This is a genomic window from Aurantibacter sp. UH7 (genome assembly GCF_056839165.1).
Genome location: NZ_CM166388.1, coordinates 3,166,132 through 3,187,147, shown reverse-complemented (window position 1 = coordinate 3,187,147; position 21,016 = coordinate 3,166,132). Strand labels below are relative to the sequence as shown.

Below are 21,016 nucleotides of genomic sequence, written 5' to 3'. Positions count from 1 at the left end.
ATAGTATCCAATTTAAATACAACTTTTTAATTAAATAGGTTTGTATTATTTCTTAATTTATTACCATATACAATAAGTCAAATAGCCACTGTAATATTAAAAGAATAAGCAATATTTCAAACTTAAGTTTTAATATTATTAATACTATTTAGATTAACTCTTTCACCCAAATTAAGGTATTGGAGAACATCTTTTTATCATATTAAGTTTAGAAATGAAAACTGAATTAATGAATATCTATAGCATTAATAAAATGAGTCTTGTATGTTCAAAAGTTATAATTTTGAAATACAATCTTGATTATAATTAAAAGTAATTGCAATACTTTAATTTAGTCTAATTTTATTTTTCTTCGCCTTTATCTATTACTATAATTATGAGTTTTACCTAAACGCTTTCGTATCCTACTAAGAGCTTCTGGTGTAACGCCAAGATATGATGCTAACATGTATTGTGGCACTCTTTGTATAACCCGAGGGCGGTCTTTTGCTAAGTGTGAATATCGCTCCTCTGGTGTATTTAGAATAAAAGAAGCTTTTATGTCACATACCTTTATATATAAGCTTTCTGCTAATAACTTACCAAATTCTACAAAATTTGGTATTGTTTTATACATATGTTCTACATCTTTTTTTTCAAAAATAATTACTGTACTATCTTCAATAGCTTGTAAATAAGTTAAAGATTTTTTACCTGTTAAAAAACTTGAATAGTCTGTACAAAAACCATCTTCAAAGAAAAATTGCTTACTATATTCTTGACCATCTACAGAATAAAACCCTCTAAAAGCCCCACTATTTATAAAAGCAACAAAAGAACACACCTTACCTTGTGTTAGAATAAATTCATTCTTTGAAAATTTCTTTACCGTTGTCAATTCCTCAATTCTAAGAATATCCTTTTCTTCTAATTGTATAAATTTTTTAAAAAATGCTATAACCTGTTCATGCATAATTATTTTATTTAAAATTGAAACCGGTAACCAAAATCAGGAAAGAAACCTGCTTGATTTATTTGATTAACATTATTAGTAATTCTGTTATATTGTCTTACAAAAACATTATCTCTATTGGTAATGTTCTGTAGGTCAATGTAAAATTTGTGAGATGATTTCTTTTTATTACTATTTAATGTAAAACCTAGTTTTAAATCTAGTCTCATGTAATCATCGTACTGTTGACTAAACGCCAAATCATCCTGCAAAATTTCATAGCCAGCATTTTGAGATGCTTCTAAATCAACAGGAGTATAATATTTTCCTCCAGAGGATACAAAACGAGCATCTATTGAAAAAATATTTTTCTTTTGTTTTCCGATTTTATATTCCTTACCTGCTAAAAAATTAACAATATAACCATTATCAAAAGGAGTACTCCTTTTTATTCCATCACTACCTTCATACTTACTTTCAAATATAGAACTCGTTATTAAAGCATGAAAACCTTTACTAAATGATTTTTCTAAAGTTAATTCTAATCCCTTATTTTCTCCTGTTCCGGAACTTACCAAGTTCGTATTATCAGACGAGAACGTAAAATCAGCTCCTTCAGTCAAAGAAGAATAACTAGATGGAGTTTCATCAATTGCAGCATTGTCTATCTTTTGATAATAAGCTTCTATTTTGGCTCTCCAACTTCTTGTTAGCTTAAAATCATATCCCAAAACATAATGCTGACTTCTTACAAAATCTAAATCTTCATTAGGGTTTAAGGTCTCTCCATTTACTTCCTCACTTAAAAATAGCAAGGGTGTGGGTACATTTTGATGGTGAATACCATACCCTATATTAATCGTATGCTGTGGTTTTATCTGCCATGACATTGATGCTCTAGGTTCTACAACAAACTGCTCATTTAGGTCACTAAACATAGTATGTATTCCCGTATTTAACGTCAAGGTTTCAGTTAATCTATATTTTGTCTGTACATAAGGTTGAAATACATTATAACTTCCATTAATATTCCTAATAGTAACTAAATCTGGATCACCATCATTATTTCCATCCTCTTGCTCATCTCTCTCTTTTCTGTTCAAATCTGTTGAAAAATTCTCAAATAAAAGCCCCGTTCTTAAAGTGAATTTATTATTAATTTTGGTGTTAAATAAGGTTGAAAATGTTAATCTGGATTCCTCATTATTGCTTTCAGCATATCTTATAATTCTTTCATTATCAGTATCTAAATCAATGATTCGATCTTCCTCGTAATCACTATTGTTAAAAGCACCCGCTATAACCGTTTTTAAATACGAACTTTCACCTATACTTAGTAAGTGTTTAGCACCTAAAACACCAATAGTGGAGGAAACATAGGAGTTTTCGTCTTCTGCCGAAAAAAGGTCATCTTCATCATAATCTTCACCAATTAAATCGATACTTGAAGTGCCCATTATTCCAAATAGAGAAAAGCTACCTAATTTACTTTTTCCTAAATTGATATTATAGGAGATATCAGCATAATTTGGTGTGTCGCTTGTACCTGCTCCTCCTATAAGTCCAATAAGGGAGTATCTCGCAGCTACTAAAAATGAACCGTTATTCTTTTTATTCAATGGCCCTTCTGCGGTTCCTTCTAAGCCTGAAAATGCTCCCATTTGGAACGAGTACTCATATTCATCTTTATTTCCATTTCTAAAACCTAAATCAAAGACACCTCCAATAGCGTTACCGTATTCAGCAGGAAATGCAGAGGTTATGAAGTCTGAATTTTTAAGAAGATTAGGATTTAAAGCAGATACAGGGCTACCAGTTGTACCCAAAGCCGAAAAATGGTTAGGGCTTGGAATAGGAATACCTTCTACACGCCATAATAATCCAGTTGGAGAATTTCCTCTAACTACAATATCATTTCGACTATCATCAGGGGATGCAACTCCAGCAAAATTACTTGCTAATCTAGCAACGTCATTTCTTCCTCCAGCATATCGCCCAACTTCTTTAACACCAAATTGACGTGCGGAAACTGCTGAGAATTTGTTTAAAGATTTAACTTTGTTTGTACTACTTGTGAGAACCACTTCGTCCAATTTAGCAAAAGATTCTGTTAGTGTAATTGTAATATTTATATCTTTCCCTGTACTCACTTCAATATTAGAAATTGTATTGGTTTCATAGCCTATATAACTAATTCTAATTTCTTGTCTTCCAATGGGAACATTATCTAGTGTAAAATAACCATCAAAGTCAGTTATAACACCTACTAGTTTATCCGGCAATAATAGTTCTACACTCGCCCCTAAAAGAGGAAGTTCTGATTGTTTGTCTATAACTTTCCCCTTTATTGTTCCTTTTTGACTGTATGAACTTATAGTCTGTAAAATAATAAGTATAAATAGGATTTTCTTCATGATTCTAAAATATTTATTTGATTTTCAGCAAAGAAACATTCTTTAAATCCCTAAATTCATTGATCAAAATCAATAAAGGTTTTTTTTAACAAATCATAAAGTTTTCATCCATATTAGTTATTTAAATAATAATAATATCACTAATTTTTAAAAGATACCTAGTAATCCCAACTTTTGTATTTTTTATTATTGTTTTTCATGTCTTCAAAGAGCCAAACCATTCTATCCAAATACCAACTCTTACCTAAATATGCAAGGGCTACACCAAGTATTGCACCCCATATTGAGTAATTTACAGTAGCCCAAATAGATAGTATCATCCCAATAGAAGAAATTGTATTTAGAATTTTATAAATAGGACTATTGTGAATTTCGGGTATGGAAACTTGATCTCTATTTAAATAAACACGTTCACCCATTACTGCTTTTGACGCCCAATTTTTTGTTGATGTTGGTTTTTTAAAAAAAATAGGATTAAAAAACATCCAAAGCAGAGAAATAGAGCCTGGGAATACACACCACCAACCAATCCATAACCTACTCCAAAATGCAAAAATTATAATTGGTAAAACCGAATATCTAGTCCAGACACTCCATGGATTAGAATGTTTTAACCAATTTTCGTCAGTCAAATTAAATATCTTGGCAACTTTTCTTTCTAATGTCATTATCTATATTTTTATGAAGTATATTTCTTTAAAACCATGGCTGCGCAATGGCCACCAAAACCAAAACTATTAGTAAGTGCAAAGTTGACACTTTTATCGGTTTTCTTTTTCAAAGAAAAATTTAGATTAGTAGGAATACTCTCATCTATACTTACTGTGTTTATAGTTGGCGGTATCACATTTGATGATAGTGTTAAACATGTTGCAATTGCTTCAATTGCCCCGGTAGCTCCTAATAAATGACCAGTCATAGACTTTGTTGCACTGATAACAATCTTATCCAGGTTTTTTGCAAAAAGCTTTTTTATTGCCATAATTTCGGATATATCTCCTAAACCTGTAGAAGTAGCATGAGCATTAATATAATCGATTTTATCTACTGATATTTCACTCTCTTCTATTGCTTGTTTCATTGCCAAGTACGCTCCTTGACCTTCAGGGTGAGTTCCAGTAATATGATAAGCATCTGCAGTTTCTGCTCCTCCAATAATTTCCGCATATATTTTAGCACCTCTTTTCTTTGCACTTTCTAAACTTTCTACGACTAAAGTTCCAGCACCTTCGCCAATTACAAATCCATCTCTACTTGTATCAAATGGTCTCGAAGCTGTTTTATAATTTTCATTGTTCGTAGATAAGGCTTTCATAGCATTAAAACCACCGATAGAAGATTTTGTAATCGGAGCTTCAGATCCTCCTGTGATAATAATATCAGCTTTTCCCCATTTGATATAATTGTACGCCTGAATCAATCCATTTGTTGATGAAGCACAAGCTGTAACCGGACACGAATTTACTCCTCTTAAACCATGTCGTATTGATATAAGACCAGCAACACCATTTGCTATTAGTTTAGTAATAAAAAAAGGATTAAATCTTGGAAGACTTGCATTTTCAAAGAAATTTAATATTTCGTTTTCAAAAGTTTCAAAACCACCAATTCCACTAGAGAAAATCACACCAATTCTGTCTTTATTTAAATTTTCAAATTGCAAATCCGCATCAATAATTGCTTCTTCACAAGCTATGAGCCCATATTGGTTAAATCTATCCAATTTTCTAGATTCCTTTCTATCAAAGTAATCTAATGGGTTATAGTTTTTGACTTCACAAGCAAAATTCGTTTTAAAATTAGTGGTATCAAAACGAGTGATTTTATCTGCTCCAGAAATACCCTTCAACAAGTTTTTCCAATAGCTTTCCACTTTATTTCCAATAGGTGTTATGGCGCCTAATCCAGTTATCACTACTCTTTTCATTTTTTTAAAGTTATCATATACCGTAAAGTATATGGGTTTGTAAATTTTTTTATTTAACAATTAGACTATTAATTTCTCCCTCTATATATTCAATATTTTTTAATAATATACTGGACTGATTTAGTGTTTTGGATAACATGATACTTCCTTCAATTAATGCAACCATTCTTGTTGCGAATTCCATAGTATTAACTTTTTTTAACTCCTTTTTTTGGATACCGTCATCTAAAATATCAGCAATTCTCGTAATCCAATTTTTTATAGATTTTATAACTTCATCTTTCAATATATGATTTCCATCATCAGCATCTATTGCCGTATTTAAAATGGCACAACCACCATTTTCAAAAATAATTTTATATTCTACTTTGTAATGGTTTAGAAATGCGAAAAGTTTGTCAGCAGATCGTTGCTCTCTTTTAATTTTATCATTAATACCCTCACTTTGAAAGGCGTAATTATATCTGAACGCTTCTAAAGCAACTTCATTTTTATCTTTGAAATTTCCATAAATACTACCTTTAGTTAGGCCAGTAGCATTTGTAATATCCGACAAATATGTGCCTACATATCCCTTCTTGTTAAATATACTTGCTGTTTTTTCAATGATAAATTGTCTGGTCTTATCTGATCTTATCATTCGGCTAATATACTCTACGGTATATGAAAAAACAAGCTTTATATAAAATTACTATTACATTATTCTATTTGGAAAACACAAAATATGTTTACTAGGTAGATTTAATTGTTTCAAAATTTAAAGATTGAATAAGATATTATAACTTTGCGACTTTGTTCAGTATCACATTATCTGCAAAGTAAACAAGGAACATTATCCTGAGTATATTCAAATTATTTAAAACTTGAAAAGCTAATAGAAATATTTTAATATATTTTTATTTTGTAAACTCCATTACTAGGAAAACGGAGAAGGTTATTGTAATGAAAAGTTCATTCCTAAAATGAAAGTGTTATACAAATAATAAAATCAGCCGTTATGTTAGTAGTTTCTGGAATTAGTCTATCATTATTCTTAAGTGTACTTATTTTTTTTAAAAAAAACAGAAAAAATGTTGATACAATTTTGTCTTTTTGGTTATTCATCGTATTCATTCATTTGATTTTATTTCATTTATCCAATAATGGTACAATTGAAGAATATCCTTTTTTAGCTGGTATCCAGATACCATTTCCTCTATTGCATGGTCCTTTTCTTTTTCTTTATGTTTCTGAACTGACCAAGACACATAAAAGAATTAAGATTCCATCTTGGCTTCATTTCATTCCTTTTATTTTAGTCATTATTTATCTTATAAACTTCTTCATTCTACCTGGAAAACAAAAAATAGATATTCTTAAAAATGATGGATATGGATTTGAAAATTTTATAGTTTTTAAACACATTCTTAATATAATTTCTGGTCTAGCTTATATAATTTGGAGTTTGTTTTTGATAAAGGCTTACAAAAAAGCGCTTCAAAACCAATTTTCTACACTTCCATATATCAATTTAAAATGGCTTGAATTTTTATCTGGGGGATTAGCTATTGTTTGGTTTGTAATAATATTTGCTAATGAAAGCTTAATCTTTACCACAGTTTCCATATATATTATATTAGTGGGGTATTTTGGTATTAAAAAAGGTGAAATAAATTCCCATACTAAAATTGATGTATTAGAAAGTCACAATGAGTTAAAACAAAGTGAAATAGTGCCACGTACGGATTCTTCTAAACAAACTACAACTCGGTATTCTACTTCTGGCTTTAATAAAGAAAAAACAGAATTAATAAAATCTGGTCTTGAAGAATATTCGAAAAAAGAAAAAGCCTATTTAGATCCAGATTTATCATTAAATATTTTAGCAAATAAAATTGGTGTTCATCCAAATTATTTATCCCAGTACATTAATGAAATTTTAGAAACTTCATTTTTCGATTATATTAATTCACTACGTATTGAAGAATTTAAAAATAAAATAGCCATGGAGGAACATGAAATATATAATGTTTCTTCATTAGCATATGATTGTGGCTTTAACTCCAAGTCTTCTTTTAATAGAAATTTTAAAAAAATAACTGGTAAAACTCCAACTGAGTTTATAAAATCATCGAGTAAATAAAATTCTCTCTATTCAATTTTTAAGCTTCATTATTTATTCTAACAAAGGTGTGTCATATTTCAATATGGGTCGTTTAGAGTATGAATATAAAGCACCTTTGCCGAAAATTTAATAGATAACTTTTATGAAAAAACTTAATTTTATTTCTGCTCTAATATTTTTTATGGGCAGTACAATTATTTCAAATGCACAAGAAAATCAAACAAAAAAATTCTTTGTGGGTTATGAACTATTAGAAATGTCAATGAATGAGTTCAAATACTTTGCTGGTGAAGTTGGTTATAGGTTTAACCCAAAGCACCAATTAAGCTTAAGTATTGGAGAAATTGATATGACAGAGAGGCACTTATCTAGTAATGAAGCCGCAGCTGTAGATGGCGATAATGTAGAGGGCTACTTTAGAATTTATGAACTTACATACAGTAGATTTTTTGGCAAACGAAAACTCTGGCACTATGGCGCAAATGTTGGCTATGTATACGATGAGTATGATCATTTAATCTCGGATAATGAAATTAAAAACCATACCCTTACAGCTGGAGTTAATTTCGGTTTTCAAAAAATGGATATTTTTAAAATTAAGCATCTTTATTTGAGAGTCTTAATACCGATCAGGTATAATTTTAATTCAATACCAGAGCAAGAATGGGGAGAAACTACAATAAGAGAGCATAAATTTGTGCCCAACACATGGCTCTTCTTAGGATACAGGTTCTAAAATTAAAACGCCATAATAGATAATAGAGTTCAAAGGTTTTGTAGATTACTATTTTGTATCAATGGTTAAGTTGAGTAAATAATAATGAGAATACATTCGAATTTATAATATTCAATATATACTTGGGAGGTACCGTAATCTAAAAAAAAAAACAATATATAAGCTTTGAAACTTGTAATTTCGAACCATTTAAAAAATCATGATATAAAAACCAAAATCCGTAACCTATAATTAACTAAAAAAAAGTAACGTTTATTAGCTCAGAACTCGGAATTACAAATCTTATATGAAAATACTATTTAGTTTAACAATCGTTCTATTCCTCTTCTCTTGCAAATCTGAATCTAAGGATAAAGACCAAGTAAATAAGGAAAAAATTGAAATAGGAGAACGATTTAGTGTATCATCCCATATCTTAAAGGAAGATAGAGATATTTACATTTCTCTTCCATCTAATTATGATAATAGCATACACAGTTATCCCATTATTGTGGTTATGGATGCTGAATATTTATTTGAAATAACAAGCGCTATTGTAAAGATAAAAGCATCAAGAAATGAAATGCCAGAGAGTATTATTGTAGGCATCCCGAACAATACAGATAAGCGTTATGATATGGCATTTGAGTTAAGTAATAGCCAAGGAGAATATTTTTTTGGGAAAGGTCATAGTAATGCTAAGGATTATCTAAAGTTTTTTAGAGAAGAACTTTTCCCAAATCTTAATAGTAAATACCGAATTAATTCTGGTAAAACAATTATTGGAATGTCTCCGACATTTAGTCCTGTTTTCGAGTCTTTTTGGAATGAGCCTGACTTATTTAATGGTTACATTGTTCTTGCTGCCGAGTTATCTTTACGCACTATCTCTGGGGAAACGATAGCTCAAAAGGTTCTTAAATCCGTTAAAGATAGTCTTCATCCGAAAGCGGCAATTTATATAGGTAAGGCCGATGACGATTTAAAAAGAAGACCCGAAGAAGAAGCTAAAGCATTTATTGAACTAAATCAACAACTGGTATCGGATTCAAATCCAAGAATTAAATACAAATTTGAGGTAATTGAAAATCAAAATCATTATGGAATGTCAATAACCGGAATTCAAAATGGCCTCCAAACAATCTATCCTTCAAAAAAATGGAATGTACCTTATAGAGACTTTTGGAATTCAAAAAATCCCTCAAGAGAAATCAAATTATTTTATGAAAATCTTTCTGTCGATTATGGATTTGAAATCGCACCAATTGAGAATTCATTCTATGCGGCTCAAACATTATCAGGGACTATAAAAAGGTTAGAGAAACAAGGTCGTAGAAAGGAATCTAAAGAGGTTTTGAATTTAGCGTTAAAATATTATCCAAAATCCAAAGAATTACAAGACTTAAAATCTATTGTAAAATAAAAAGGCTATAATTTATTTATTAATAATAAGAACTTAACAACTAAAATAATTTTCATGAAAAAGGCTTTTTTTTTAATCACATATCTTTTTTGTATTAGTGTAACCTGTCAAGAAAAAACAATGTGTATTACAGTTGATGATTTACCTACCGTTAACTACGGATTAAATAACCTAGATGTGGAAATCACTTCAAAATTGATTAAATCTTTTAAAAAATATAACATACCGGCTATAGGCTATGTAAATGCAGGAAAACTTTACAGTAATAATCAATTGGATTCTAGTAGAGTAAAAAATCTTGTTAAATGGCTTGAAAATGGGTATGACTTAGGGAACCATACATTTTCTCATCTTGATTATAATAAAGTTCCAGATTCTGTTTTTTTCAATGATATTTTAAAAGGAGAAAAAATAATTAAACCATTAATGCAAAAATTCAAAAAACAGCTTAAATATTTTCGTCATCCCTATCTGCATGCTGGATATGACTCACTGTCTCATAAAAATCTTGAGAGGTTTTTAAAAGTTAACAATTATGTAAGCGCACCAGTAACTATTGATAATGACGATTATTTATTTGCAAAATCTTATCATAATGCGTTCGTAGCAAAAGATAAGGTTTTAATGAAAGAAATAGGGGTTGAATATATAAAGTATATGGAAAAGAAACTTTTATATTTTGAATCCAAATCGATAGAATTGTTCAATCATAATATCCCTCAAACATTACTAATCCATGCGAGTTTGTTGAATGCAGATTACCTAAAGGAATTAGCTAAAATGATTCAAAAACACGGCTACACTTTTATTTCTCAAGAAGAAGTATTAAAATCGACAGAATACAATACAATAATTAACACATATAGTAAAAGAGGGTTTTCATGGATTTTTAGATGGGGAATTAGTGAAGGTCGTGGAAATGATTTTATGGAAAGGGATGTGACAACGCCAAAAAAAATCATTGAATTAGCAAAACAATAACTAAATTAATTTCATCAGCTTGATCTATATCATCTGGTATTATTAATCGTAGGGAATAACATAACAACTAATTTTTTACTATTTAAAAATAGACTTCACATCGCAATATGTTTTCTCAAAATTAGATTCAAGCTCCTTTTGAGAAAAAGATACACTTTTTTGTGGTAATGTCTTTTCAATTTTCGGAAGTATCATTTGTACTTTCTTGTCCTTACCATCTGCAAAAGTTATAAATTCACCTTGTTTCAATCTAAAAAACACATCTGCTCTTTGCTTAGAAACCTCTTTTTCTCCTTTAGTTACTCTAGTATCAAAGTTGAGATTAAAACCCTTGTTAATACTTGTAGTTTTCATTTTTACAATTTCAAAAAAGCGTTCGTAATATTTAGCGGTATCAGGGTCGTTCACTTTGCCAAAAAACTGATATGATAAATTACTTAGAATGGCTTTACTTGCCTTGTCACCATACATCATATCATTCTGAATCTTGTCTTGCATTACGTAAACTGTAGCAATATTGTAACTTCGTAATGTAGCAGGAATACGATGCATATTCAATAATCGAATGGTGGGTGCTTCTTCCATCATTAAGAAGGAAGAGTTGGCATTTCTCACGCTCATTTGTTTGGTAATGGTGTGGATAATAGTTGCTATAATTGGAGAATAAGCGGTTTCATATTTTGGATTATTAACTACAGATATTACACCTGATTTTTCTGTGTTATTAATATCTAATGGGACTTCATCTGCGGATAAAGTCATAAAAATACGTTGTGTACTTATTTTTTTAAAGGCATTGGCTAAAGTGCTTTTTACTCCTGCGGTTTGCCTATCAGAATCTTTTCCGCTTATAAAAGCATCTGCCATAGCTCTAGAAGTCGTATTACTTTCTAAAAACACAATAAGGCTATCTGTATCTAAAAATTGGTAAATAGCTATTAAATGAGGTAATGTGCAGAACTGCGGATAAGCCGTTTTTAGTTTCCAAATTAGCCCTCCAATTAAACCTTCTGCGGCATCATTAAAAAACCTTGTTGTACCTGAGCTACCAGATTCTTTTTGTTCCAATAAGTTTTCAATCAACACTCTGGAAACCTCGTTGACACTTTCTTCGTTTTCCATATAACGAGGTGCAATAGGATTTACTCGGTCATAAATTGTATCAAAAGAAATAATATAAAAAGGAATTTCAGCAGCCTTAAAAAGAGGATACGCCATTTCGGTCAATTCAAAGTTTTTATAATCATGAATGACACCACTAAAAGCATGTTTGCTAAAATGTCGCAAAAAATTGAAGACAACACTTTCTGTTTTTCCACTTCCCGCAGAACCGATTACGGAAGCTCCACGTTTGATGTTGTCAATTTTAAATCTACCAGATTTGACTTTAAATTGGATTTGATATTTTTTATCCAAAGTTTTATTTCCTTCCTTATGAAAGAATACATACAGAACAATAATTAAAATTAGCGCAGGAACTATGATATAGAGTATGATATATGGCATAGACAAATTCATATCCCTATAGAACTTGATTTAATAGCTATATCAACACCGCGTTTCAATTGTTTAATGGCTTTTATTGCCAATTGCACTTTGTTTGTTGGGATATTCATCATTGGAAGACCAGACTTTCCTAACATTTTAAAAGCAATAGCTTTTTCATTTTTTGGTAAACCCATTAATACAGAAAAATATAGCTTCGGATTCTTAACAAAATCCTTTTTTGCTTGATAGGTTTCCGCATAGTTTCGTTTGTAGCCAAATTGTCTGTCAAATGTGTTTTCAGCTTTATCAAAAAACGCATCTCTATCAAAACCACGTTTTACCTTTTTACCGTTCATCACCACATCCGAAGCTTTGTATTTACTTCCTGGTGACAAACTCGCCGAATTAGAAGCATCTTTTCGGCTCACTATAATATGAATATGGCTTTGGTTGCCATCTTTTTGCAAGCCTTGAATAATCCGTTTTCCATTTTGTTGATGTGGAGCTTGTTTTTCTAATTGATTTATCTTTTGCATTAACATTCCAATATTTCCTGTTAATTCTCCACGTTCTATCTTTCGAATTTTTTGTTTGTTCTGAAGTATTTTTGTGGCAAAATATTGGTTCTCTTTTACCTGCTTATCTGTTCCTTTATAACTTCGTTGATGTTCTATTTTGGCAAAGTATTTTATATCATTAATAGTAATCGGCTTGCCATTGATTTCTCTATTAAAAGACGTAACATAATCTTTCATTACTTCACGAGTATATGCTTTTAAATCTTTACTGCTATTTTGTAATTGCTTTAATTCATATGTACTTGGACTTACTGTTATGGAATAAAATTTTGGTTCTGTCTTTTTTAGTTTCGCTCCATTTCCATCAATCTCCTTTATTACATCTTTGGTATTTATTTCATCTCCATATTGATTGAAAAAGTGTTCCATATCTTGTTGTTCCAAACCTTGATTTTCCTTTTCTAAATACGCCACAAAATCGGCAACACTTTGTGAATAAGCGCCTCCTAATATCTGTGGTGTAATGGTAATATACATATGGAATAATCCTATAATTTTACTTTTCACGAAAACGAATTTTCTCTACTTTTTTAATACTCTTCCTCTCCACTAAAAGCGGTTTGCTTTTAGGTTCTGGTGTTACTTCCTCAAAAAGCGACTGCATCATTGCAGCGGTAGGTTTCGTTTGACTCTTTTCCATATCTCGTAAAATGGCAATAACGGCACTTACTCTTTTTTTTATCAAGTTTTCTAATGTGTGAACTGTTGGACCAATAGATTCTTTTGGCGACAGATTATTGGTTTCAAAAAAGTCTAGCACCATTAATAAAGTCATAGAATTGGACGCTCCCATTTTCTTGCTAAAAATTCTGAATTTTTTAGCAACGGAGTCTTTAAAACTAATGGTGGTAAACTGTTCTTTTTCGTATCCGTTATCCATTTTACTCTAAAAATTGATTGATTTTACTTGGCTAAACGTCTTTTTACTCTAAAAACTAATATCGATTTATTAAATTTCATCTTTTAAAATTTTCAAACAACTGATTTTTAGATATTTAAAAACAAGAGCGTCATTGAAACATCGCATTGCGTGTTACCCTCTTGCTTTTCGATTTCGTTCGCCTCAAGCGAACAAAATTTTCAAACAACCTGACTAAAAAGTCAGTTGCTTTTTTCCTTAAAATCGAGTCTTATAAATGTATCTAATTGCGGTACAAAATTGAAACGGGTATTGTTGTCAAATGCTCTGTTTTTATAGCATTGTGTATGATTTTAAAAAGACGAATGAAATCGTACGTCAGATTTTAGAGAATCTTATAAAATAATTACCCAAAGTAAAGTAATTTAATAATTGAAATTTTTAATTTGGCAACATATAATATCTTTACTGAAAAAACAGATGATTACAGATGAAAGGTACTCCTATTATAAAAAGTTTTTCAAATTTTTGGGCTTTGGATAAGAAAGCTATTGAAATTCTTAATAATCGAATAATTGAAAAAAAAACAAAAAGAAAGCAACTTATATTAAACCAAGGAGAAGAGTGTAATCATTTTACTTTTGTTGTAAAGGGTTGTCTAAAGATGTATAAAATTGATAAAAAGGGAAACCAACATAATCTTCAATTTGCTACTGAAAACAGTTGGATAACAGATTATGGTAGTTTTTACAACCATGAACCTAGTGATTTATATATAGAAACTCTAGAGCCTTCACATATCTTACAAATTAGTAAAAATGATGTTTTCCATTTATATGACCATTCCCCATTATTCGACAGAAATATCAGAATTGTAATAGAAAATACATTTATTGAGCAACAAAAAAGAATACTTCAGACCATTAGTTCCACCGCGGAAGAACGGTATTTATACTTCTTGAAAAAATACCCTAACCTACACAACAGAATCTCTAATGTTCAAATTGCATCATATATAGGAGTTACACCCGAATTTTTGAGCATGGTACGTAAAAAAATAGCCAGTAAGTAATCCTTTTTCTTAAACTATCTTATTGTTGGTTCAAAACATCTGATTGTATGTTTGTACTCATAATAATATGAAGTAAAATTTAGTACCATAAAGAATGTATTACGATTAATACTCTTAGTCATCCTTAATAGTAATTTTTCTTGTAATACGTATAAAAAAAACAATATTATGATTGTAGAAATCACAAAGTTTAAGCTCAAAGATGGAATAACCGAAGAAATGTTTAATCAAGGTTCCTTAGAATTTAATGAAAACTATTGTTCTCGTTGCAAAGGGCTTTTAAATAGGCATTTAGTTAAAACTGATGATGGGTATATGGACATATTTCTATGGAGGAGTAAAAATGATGTTGAAAAAGTTCAAGAAACATTTATGCAAGACAAAGATGCTATGAAGTTTGCAAACTTGCTTGATTCTGAAAGTTTTGAAATGAAAAATTATGAAACCATAGGAACTTACAATTTTAAAAATTAACCTTTTTGAAATGACCTTTTCTCACTGCTGTCATAGGGATAAAACCTATTTAATATACCTAAAATATAAAAGACCTTTGAAATCGCAAAAGGTCTTTTATGAATTATTCAAATGTTAAAAACATATTGATAGCTGTATAAGTTTTTTATAGCTTCTTCATATAAGATAGTTTCATATTCTATATGATTCTCTTTGGCATATTCTTTTAAACTTTCTCCAATTTTGCTTTCCAAATCTTTCTTAGAAGCGGAAAGTAAATATTGTTGAGTTTTTTCATCCAGATTGTTATAATTCAAATAGACCATAAGTTAAAGAATTGAATTATCTGCAAAACTGTAGTAATCTCCATTTGGTACAATAATCAAATGGTCTAATACTTTCACATCAAAAAGTTCTGCAGCTTTTTTAATCTTTTCCGTTATTCTTTTATCAGCTTCACTAGGAACTAATTTTCCCGATGGGTGATTATGTGTTAATATAATAGCCACAGATACGGTTTTTAAAACCACAGCAAACAATATCCGTAGGTCAATCATAGTTCCCGTAATTCCACCTTGTGAAAGTTGGTAAATACCTTTTACCTTGTTACTATTATTTAATAGAACAACCTTAAAGGATTCATGTAATTCAATAGTGTTTTTGTTCCAATGCTCATATAATAATTCACTAGCATCCTGCGATGAACTTATCTTTTTCCAAAAAGGTGATTTTACACGCTCCTTGTAACTAATCTGTATTTCATTAACTTTGTCTTTCATTGTTCTTTTCTTAAGAGATTAATAATGAAAAAGAGGATAGAACTTTTGCGGGTGATGTCCTCTTTATTTTTTTGATTTATTTACTACCTAATAACAAAATTTCGTTTGCTTCTACTTCCGTAACATACCGTTGATTTCCGTCCTCGGTTTCATAGGTTCGGGTCTTTAGTTTTCCACCAATTCCAACCTCTTTACCTTTTGTTACATACTTTTCAATGATTTCGGCAACTTTGCCCCAAGCAACAACGGTATGCCAATTGGTGTCTGTTTGTTTTTCGCCTTTGCTATCTTTGTAATTCTCATTGGTAGCCAAAGAAAAGCGAGCTACTTTTTTACCGTTTTCAAGGTTTGTAATAGTTGGTTCTTGTCCAACGTTTCCGATTAACTGTACATGATTTTTAATAGTACTCATAACTATAGATTTAAAGATTAATATTCATTTGTTTTAAAAGTGATTTACTTATTATATCCAGAGTGTTTTTCTTTTTTTGATTTTTAGTTCCACTTCCTTTTTGGATATTTTGAGATGATTTCATAGTTCGATATTTTGATTTACTTCCCATAGAGCCTTCGTTGTTACCTTTTTTTGATGCCCTGTGTGATTCAATATTCAGATTTGATAAGACGTATAAAAAAGAGGGCGTATGCGCCCCTGGTTTATGCCGTAGTTCAAATCTTAATGTTGTTGTTTTGCTGACAAAAAAAGGTGATGATGGAGGCTCAGTAAGTGGATTAAAAAACTATGTGAAGCTTAAAATGGAAGGAAGTGGAAGTAAATGCGTTAATGATTTTTATTAAGCGAACAGGCTCTATCTAATTTTTCATTAGGAATGAACTCTCTTTTTAGTAAAGTAGGAAGTGCGGGCATAATAGAAAGAAGAAATCAGGTATAGTACTCAAGACTTTTATATGGAAACCATACTAAAAGCCTTAATCACTATTACACGTAATTTTAAGAGCAATAAATTATACGAATTGTACATTTTAAATTGTTTGAAAACTACTTCTGTTTGTCACATTGAAAAACTTTTCCAATGAACAACAAATTTAGAAGGAATTTAAATGCTAAATATCATATAGATACAATACTATTGGAACATACTGAGGTCTAAGTTTTGAAACTTATCTATTTTGTTATCAACAAGTGGTAGATAGGTATTTTTATTTTCGTTGGTAAAAGCTATCACATTCATACCAGCCGCTTTTGCTGCTTGCATACCTGAACAAGAATCTTCTATGGCATAACAATCTTTAGGTTGTATGTTTAACTTTTGAGATGCAGTTAGATAAACTGCAGGGTCAGGTTTTCCTTTAATTTCAAATTCAGCGGAAACAATGACATCAAAAGTATTCTCTAATCTGATTTTTTCAAGCACTACCGGAATAATATTGTAAGGAGAATTAGTAGCCAATCCTAATGTGAAATTTTCTTTTTTGAGAAAGGCTATGAAATTCTGAATTCCTGAGATTTCACAACCTTCCTTTTTTATATATTCTATTACTTTAGAAACTACCATTTGTTCAACTTCTTCAAAGTCAATTTTGTCCCAAGGATATTTTTCAAACCAAAACCTCGTTACTTCTATTGTTGTCATATATTTCGTGATTTTAGTAAGCTCATCGGTTACTTGAACACCTAAAGATGTAAAAACCTCTTTTTCTGCCTGCTTCCAAAAAGGTTCGGAATCTATAAGTACTCCGTCCATATCAAAAATAACTGCTTTCATTATTTCAACATCAATTAATTTATTACCATGTCTTTAAATTATAAGCTCCATCCCAAAATTGAAATTCCAAGTGACTTGAAGTAATAAAAGCATTTGTCATTAAGTTTTGCTGAGATTTAGTACAATGTGATGCCAACCTATCTGCAATGGCAATTGCCTGTTGAGCCAAAATATCAAAGTCTTCTCCTGCATAAGTGTCTATCCATCTTTGATACGGGTTATTTAAAGGTGTTTGATTTATATATATAAAATTCCCTACCTCTCTATAAATCCAAAAACAAGGTAACACAGCTGCAACCGCTACTTCTATATTTTCTATAGAGGCCGTACTCTTTAAGGTGTTCACATAGTGATGACAGGTAGGTTGCATAATGCCTTTACCTTTTAGATTAAACTCTTTAAAGTAAGATTCATGGAGCGCATTTTCTACAACAATTGCACCCTCTGCAAAATTTATAAAAGCAAGGGTATCTGTTATATTTTGAATTCTGCTGGCAATTATGGACAGGCTTCTACCAAAATGTTCTAAGTAGTGAGAGTCTTGTGCCATATAGAATTTAAATTTTTCTATGGCTAACGTACCATCTGATAATTCTGTAATAAATGGCATTTTCAAAATAGAGTTATAAATGGGTTGTATTTGCTCCCAAGCATTAGTTGACCAATTCATTTTTTATAAGTTTTTGTGGGTTGAAAAAATGATTTAACGGACCATTACCTTTTCCAATAATAACATCCTTACCGCAATAGATGGCTTCTTTTATATAATTCTGGCCTAGGGTAACAGCATCCAACATTGATTTCCCTTGTGCCAAGTAACTTGCAATTGCAGAAGATAAACTACATCCTGAACCGTGGGTATTCTTTGTATAATATTTTTCAAAATGAAATTCATGAATTTCATCATTTTCACTAAAAAATAAAGAAGTAAGTTGAGCTGTTTTTAAATGACCTCCCTTTAGAAGTATATTTTTGGCCCCCATTTTTTTTATTCTTTTTCCAGCCAGATACATATCTTCCACAGTTTCAATACTCATTTTAGCTAGTATTCCAGCTTCATCAAGATTAGGTGTTATAATATCTGCTATAGGAAAAAGTGTGCTAACTATACTTTGTATGGTCTCATCCTCTATTAATTTATGACCACTAGTAGCCACCATAACAGGGTCAAAAACTATAGGTATTTTAGGATAAATACTCAAAGTTTCAACTATTGTAGCAACCAGTTCGCAGGTATGCACCATTCCTATTTTTAGAGCATCCGGAAAAATATCCTCCATTATGGTCTCTATTTGTTCTTTTACAGCTTGATAGGAAATAGGGTAAATTGTGCCAACGCCCATTGTGTTCTGAACTGGCAATGCTGTTAATACTGAAGTAGCAAAACACCCCAGAGCTGACATCGTTTTAATATCCGCTTGAATACCAGCGCCTCCACTAGGGTCGAATCCTGCAATGGTCAGAGTTGATGTGTACCGATATTTTTTCATAGCATTTTTTCAATTTGATTTCTAATTTCTGATGCTGCTTTCATAGGATTTTTTGCTAAACAGATTGCTGAAGCTACAGCGATACAATCGGCACCTGATTTTATGACTTTAGATATATTCTCTTTATTCATGTTACCTATTGCTATAAGTGGTTTATCTGTTAATTTTCTGATTTTAGAAACTCCTTCTAATCCCCATTCGGTTAATGTGTCCTTTTTTGTTGAAGTCCTAAAAACAGGACTTACAGCCAAGCAGTCGGAAACCTCCGCTTCTTTATTGTTCATCTGTTCTAAAAATTCAATGGAGTAACCTATAGACCTGCATTCTTGCCACTCAGAGCGAATAAAAGTTGGTGCTAAGTCATTATTCCCAACGTGAATTCCATAAGCATTAACTTTTCGAGCTACCTTTAAATTATCGTTTATGATGAGCGGTGTGCCCGTTTTAACAAGAGCATCCTGTAAACGAAATGCTTTTTCAGTAAACACTATATCCGAAGCTTTTTTCTCTCGCAATTGCACGATATCTACACCTCCCAAAATAGCTTGTTCAGCTACTTGTAAAAAATCTCGTCCCTTACAACTTTCTTCTGAAATAACTAAATACAATCTAAAAGGAAACTTTTCTTTCATCATAATTTTTCTAAACGAATATGATGCATAAATTCCTCTTCTGTGATGTTATACAGCTTATCGAGCAATAACATTTGTAAGCTGCCTGGCCCCTTTGCGGTTTTAGCAGCAATTTCACCACAAACACCAATTAAGGCAGTTGCAGCGGTTACGGCTTCTGTTTTATCTTCAATTACCCCTATAAATGCCCCGATAATTGCGGTTGCTGAACAGCCTAGCCCTGTTACTTTTGTCATTAGGATGTTTCCATTCTTGACCCGTATTTGTTGTCCCTTTGAGATAACAATATCCGTTTCACCCGAAATGCAAACTACCGAACCAAAAGTTCGATTAAGAATCTTAGCAGCTTCAATTGCTTCTGAGCTTTGAGCGGTACTATCGGCTCCTTTTGTTTTAGTTTTATTAAATTTTGCGAGTGCAAGTATTTCGGATGCATTCCCTCTAATTACCGTGGGCTTCAAAGCTATTAATTTCGTCAAAGCACTGTCTCTATAATGGGTTGCTCCAGCTCCTACTGGGTCTATAATGAAAGGTTTGTTTAACTGATTTGATTTCTTAGCAGCATAAAACATTGATTCTACCCAGTATTCGTCTAAAGTTCCTATATTAATTACTAAAGACGCACATAAGCTAGTCATTTCATCGATTTCCGGATGTGCATGAGCCATAATCGGAGAAGCTCCAATAGCCAATAATGCATTGGCCGTATTGTTCATTACCACATAGTTGGTAATATTATGAACCAAAGGAGATTTTTCACGAACAAGAAGAATATTGTTCCAAAGAGATATTGCCATAAATCTATTTTTATTAAAAATATATACAGCTAAAAGGACCTCTTAAATAAAGAAGTAATGAAATGAAAGGAAGAAATGTCATTCTAACTTTTCCCTACGCCAGTCTTAACTGAATCAGGTTCAAAGGGACTGTCTCAATTCTTTGCAGAATACCCCTAAAGCTAAAACAAAAGTAATTAAAAAAACAACTGTTCTTCACTTTTATTTGAAGTATTTATCAATAAAGTATTTAATTCAAAGTCAGAGGCTTATAAAAATATTATATGGATATAAGAACATCTTACGAGTTTCCCTTTTGGGAGAATTGTTTAAATAACATTTTACCTAGACAAGAAGTCTCTATAAAATGAGAATGGAATTATTAAGCCCGTAAAGCGTTTGGAACCAATAAATTTATTTCGTAAAATATAAAGAAAGATGACTACCATTTAAGAATTCTATGATAATTTAAAGAAAAGAATTTGGGATTTTGATGGTAAATTTGGTTATATTAACCAATCTAAATTCAAATAACCATAAAAATGATGGAACATTGAACAATGGAGTCCTTAAAGTTACTTTCAAGTCTAATTCAATAAATTGAAATCTGACTAAAACGTACTAAATTTGATTAAAAATGTTTAAAATATAGTTAAAAATAGGCTAA

At 30.9% G+C, this 21,016-nt stretch carries 22 protein-coding genes and 1 riboswitch; of the genes, 6 read left to right on the top strand and 16 right to left on the bottom strand.

What is annotated here, in order from left to right; genetic code table 11:
• Positions 1-358 precede the first annotated feature (358 nt).
• The 5 genes from UH7x_RS13405 to UH7x_RS13385 all read right to left on the bottom strand — a co-directional run bounded on the left by UH7x_RS13405 (position 359) and on the right by UH7x_RS13385 (position 5,912).
• Complete coding sequence (locus UH7x_RS13405; RefSeq protein WP_482360433.1) at positions 359-952, bottom strand: Crp/Fnr family transcriptional regulator; 594 nt, start codon at positions 950-952, stop codon at positions 359-361.
• Between the two features lie 11 nt (positions 953-963).
• Positions 964-3,345, bottom strand: coding sequence for a TonB-dependent receptor (locus UH7x_RS13400; RefSeq protein WP_482360432.1), 2,382 nt, complete (start codon positions 3,343-3,345; stop codon positions 964-966).
• Between the two features lie 158 nt (positions 3,346-3,503).
• Complete coding sequence (locus tag UH7x_RS13395) at positions 3,504-4,013, bottom strand: DUF6653 family protein (protein ID WP_482360431.1); 510 nt, start codon at positions 4,011-4,013, stop codon at positions 3,504-3,506.
• 11 nt (positions 4,014-4,024) lie between these two features.
• The gene (gene fabF / locus UH7x_RS13390) at positions 4,025-5,272 is read right to left on the bottom strand and encodes a beta-ketoacyl-ACP synthase II (protein ID WP_482360430.1); all 1,248 of its coding nucleotides are present in this window, start codon (positions 5,270-5,272) and stop codon (positions 4,025-4,027) included.
• Positions 5,273-5,321: 49 nt separating this feature from the next.
• Positions 5,322-5,912 carry a TetR/AcrR family transcriptional regulator gene (locus tag UH7x_RS13385; protein WP_482360429.1) on the bottom strand — a complete coding sequence of 197 codons (591 nt, stop codon included), beginning with the start codon at positions 5,910-5,912 and terminating at the stop codon, positions 5,322-5,324.
• Between the two features lie 357 nt (positions 5,913-6,269).
• Between UH7x_RS13385 and UH7x_RS13380 the strand changes: the two genes are divergently transcribed.
• The 4 genes from UH7x_RS13380 to UH7x_RS13365 all read left to right on the top strand — a co-directional run bounded on the left by UH7x_RS13380 (position 6,270) and on the right by UH7x_RS13365 (position 10,495).
• A complete protein-coding gene (locus tag UH7x_RS13380; RefSeq protein WP_482360428.1) occupies positions 6,270-7,394 on the top strand; it encodes a helix-turn-helix domain-containing protein in 1,125 nt (374 codons plus the stop codon).
• 124 nt (positions 7,395-7,518) lie between these two features.
• Positions 7,519-8,112 (top strand): hypothetical protein, encoded by a 594-nt coding sequence (locus UH7x_RS13375; RefSeq protein WP_482360427.1) that lies wholly within the window; start codon positions 7,519-7,521, stop codon positions 8,110-8,112.
• Positions 8,113-8,398: 286 nt separating this feature from the next.
• Positions 8,399-9,514, top strand: coding sequence for an alpha/beta hydrolase (locus tag UH7x_RS13370; RefSeq protein ID WP_482360426.1), 1,116 nt, complete (start codon positions 8,399-8,401; stop codon positions 9,512-9,514).
• A gap of 54 nt (positions 9,515-9,568) precedes the next feature.
• Complete coding sequence (locus tag UH7x_RS13365) at positions 9,569-10,495, top strand: polysaccharide deacetylase family protein (RefSeq protein WP_482360425.1); 927 nt, start codon at positions 9,569-9,571, stop codon at positions 10,493-10,495.
• Between the two features lie 78 nt (positions 10,496-10,573).
• On the opposite strand, the gene UH7x_RS13360 is transcribed toward UH7x_RS13365, so the two are convergent.
• From UH7x_RS13360 to UH7x_RS13350, 3 genes are read right to left on the bottom strand one after another with little or no spacing between them, the layout of a single operon-like run.
• Positions 10,574-12,013 (bottom strand): type IV secretory system conjugative DNA transfer family protein, encoded by a 1,440-nt coding sequence (locus UH7x_RS13360; RefSeq protein WP_482360424.1) that lies wholly within the window; start codon positions 12,011-12,013, stop codon positions 10,574-10,576.
• On the bottom strand, positions 12,010-13,038 hold the full coding sequence (mobB, locus tag UH7x_RS13355) for a MobB family relaxase (RefSeq protein WP_482363606.1): 1,029 nt from the start codon (positions 13,036-13,038) through the stop codon (positions 12,010-12,012). Before mobB ends, UH7x_RS13360 begins: the two co-directional genes overlap by 4 nt.
• 19 nt (positions 13,039-13,057) lie before the next feature.
• Entirely contained in the window at positions 13,058-13,441 is a 384-nt protein-coding gene (locus UH7x_RS13350; protein WP_482360423.1) for a BfmA/BtgA family mobilization protein, read from the bottom strand.
• A gap of 514 nt (positions 13,442-13,955) precedes the next feature.
• Here UH7x_RS13350 and UH7x_RS13345 point away from each other — a divergent pair.
• Together UH7x_RS13345 and UH7x_RS13340 are read left to right on the top strand one after the other, a co-directional pair.
• A complete protein-coding gene (locus UH7x_RS13345; RefSeq protein WP_482360422.1) occupies positions 13,956-14,492 on the top strand; it encodes a Crp/Fnr family transcriptional regulator in 537 nt (178 codons plus the stop codon).
• Positions 14,493-14,660: 168 nt separating this feature from the next.
• Complete coding sequence (locus UH7x_RS13340) at positions 14,661-14,966, top strand: hypothetical protein (protein ID WP_482360421.1); 306 nt, start codon at positions 14,661-14,663, stop codon at positions 14,964-14,966.
• 107 nt (positions 14,967-15,073) lie between these two features.
• On the opposite strand, the gene UH7x_RS13335 is transcribed toward UH7x_RS13340, so the two are convergent.
• The 8 genes from UH7x_RS13335 to thiM all read right to left on the bottom strand — a co-directional run bounded on the left by UH7x_RS13335 (position 15,074) and on the right by thiM (position 20,370).
• Entirely contained in the window at positions 15,074-15,271 is a 198-nt protein-coding gene (locus tag UH7x_RS13335) for a hypothetical protein (RefSeq protein WP_482360420.1), read from the bottom strand.
• A 3-nt stretch (positions 15,272-15,274) separates the two neighbouring features.
• The gene (locus UH7x_RS13330; RefSeq protein ID WP_482360419.1) at positions 15,275-15,724 is read right to left on the bottom strand and encodes a JAB domain-containing protein; all 450 of its coding nucleotides are present in this window, start codon (positions 15,722-15,724) and stop codon (positions 15,275-15,277) included.
• 76 nt (positions 15,725-15,800) lie between these two features.
• Entirely contained in the window at positions 15,801-16,136 is a 336-nt protein-coding gene (locus tag UH7x_RS13325) for a single-stranded DNA-binding protein (protein WP_482360418.1), read from the bottom strand.
• Positions 16,137-16,812: 676 nt separating this feature from the next.
• Positions 16,813-17,451 (bottom strand): hexitol phosphatase HxpB, encoded by a 639-nt coding sequence (gene hxpB, locus UH7x_RS13320; protein WP_482360417.1) that lies wholly within the window; start codon positions 17,449-17,451, stop codon positions 16,813-16,815.
• A 22-nt stretch (positions 17,452-17,473) separates the two neighbouring features.
• Positions 17,474-18,121 carry a thiaminase II gene (gene tenA / locus UH7x_RS13315; RefSeq protein ID WP_482360416.1) on the bottom strand — a complete coding sequence of 216 codons (648 nt, stop codon included), beginning with the start codon at positions 18,119-18,121 and terminating at the stop codon, positions 17,474-17,476.
• A complete protein-coding gene (thiD, locus tag UH7x_RS13310; RefSeq protein WP_482360415.1) occupies positions 18,105-18,941 on the bottom strand; it encodes a bifunctional hydroxymethylpyrimidine kinase/phosphomethylpyrimidine kinase in 837 nt (278 codons plus the stop codon). Before thiD ends, tenA begins: the two co-directional genes overlap by 17 nt.
• Positions 18,938-19,576: a thiamine phosphate synthase gene (gene thiE / locus UH7x_RS13305; protein ID WP_482360414.1), complete on the bottom strand. Its 639-nt coding sequence runs from the start codon at positions 19,574-19,576 to the stop codon at positions 18,938-18,940. The genes thiD and thiE overlap by 4 nt, the downstream gene beginning before the upstream one ends.
• Positions 19,573-20,370, bottom strand: a complete 798-nt coding sequence (thiM, locus tag UH7x_RS13300; RefSeq protein WP_482360413.1) for a hydroxyethylthiazole kinase — start codon at positions 20,368-20,370, stop codon at positions 19,573-19,575. The genes thiE and thiM overlap by 4 nt, the downstream gene beginning before the upstream one ends.
• Before the next feature lie 74 nt (positions 20,371-20,444).
• A riboswitch (TPP riboswitch) is annotated at positions 20,445-20,537 on the bottom strand.
• Positions 20,538-21,016 lie beyond the last annotated feature (479 nt).

Coding starts and splice junctions, on each gene's coding strand:
- thiE (WP_482360414.1), bottom strand. CDS start 19,576: ATGATGAAAGAAAAGTTTCCTTTTAGATTGTATTTAGTTATTTCAGAA.
- fabF (WP_482360430.1), bottom strand. CDS start 5,272: ATGAAAAGAGTAGTGATAACTGGATTAGGCGCCATAACACCTATTGGA.
- tenA (WP_482360416.1), bottom strand. CDS start 18,121: ATGAATTGGTCAACTAATGCTTGGGAGCAAATACAACCCATTTATAAC.
- UH7x_RS13340 (WP_482360421.1), top strand. CDS start 14,661: ATGATTGTAGAAATCACAAAGTTTAAGCTCAAAGATGGAATAACCGAA.
- UH7x_RS13370 (WP_482360426.1), top strand. CDS start 8,399: ATGAAAATACTATTTAGTTTAACAATCGTTCTATTCCTCTTCTCTTGC.
- UH7x_RS13350 (WP_482360423.1), bottom strand. CDS start 13,441: ATGGATAACGGATACGAAAAAGAACAGTTTACCACCATTAGTTTTAAA.
- UH7x_RS13335 (WP_482360420.1), bottom strand. CDS start 15,271: ATGGTCTATTTGAATTATAACAATCTGGATGAAAAAACTCAACAATAT.
- thiM (WP_482360413.1), bottom strand. CDS start 20,370: ATGGCAATATCTCTTTGGAACAATATTCTTCTTGTTCGTGAAAAATCT.
- UH7x_RS13375 (WP_482360427.1), top strand. CDS start 7,519: ATGAAAAAACTTAATTTTATTTCTGCTCTAATATTTTTTATGGGCAGT.
- UH7x_RS13405 (WP_482360433.1), bottom strand. CDS start 952: ATGCATGAACAGGTTATAGCATTTTTTAAAAAATTTATACAATTAGAA.
- thiD (WP_482360415.1), bottom strand. CDS start 18,941: ATGAAAAAATATCGGTACACATCAACTCTGACCATTGCAGGATTCGAC.
- UH7x_RS13380 (WP_482360428.1), top strand. CDS start 6,270: ATGTTAGTAGTTTCTGGAATTAGTCTATCATTATTCTTAAGTGTACTT.
- UH7x_RS13360 (WP_482360424.1), bottom strand. CDS start 12,013: ATGAATTTGTCTATGCCATATATCATACTCTATATCATAGTTCCTGCG.
- UH7x_RS13365 (WP_482360425.1), top strand. CDS start 9,569: ATGAAAAAGGCTTTTTTTTTAATCACATATCTTTTTTGTATTAGTGTA.
- UH7x_RS13325 (WP_482360418.1), bottom strand. CDS start 16,136: ATGAGTACTATTAAAAATCATGTACAGTTAATCGGAAACGTTGGACAA.
- UH7x_RS13385 (WP_482360429.1), bottom strand. CDS start 5,912: ATGATAAGATCAGATAAGACCAGACAATTTATCATTGAAAAAACAGCA.
- hxpB (WP_482360417.1), bottom strand. CDS start 17,451: ATGAAAGCAGTTATTTTTGATATGGACGGAGTACTTATAGATTCCGAA.
- UH7x_RS13395 (WP_482360431.1), bottom strand. CDS start 4,013: ATGACATTAGAAAGAAAAGTTGCCAAGATATTTAATTTGACTGACGAA.
- UH7x_RS13330 (WP_482360419.1), bottom strand. CDS start 15,724: ATGAAAGACAAAGTTAATGAAATACAGATTAGTTACAAGGAGCGTGTA.
- UH7x_RS13400 (WP_482360432.1), bottom strand. CDS start 3,345: ATGAAGAAAATCCTATTTATACTTATTATTTTACAGACTATAAGTTCA.
- mobB (WP_482363606.1), bottom strand. CDS start 13,038: ATGTATATTACCATTACACCACAGATATTAGGAGGCGCTTATTCACAA.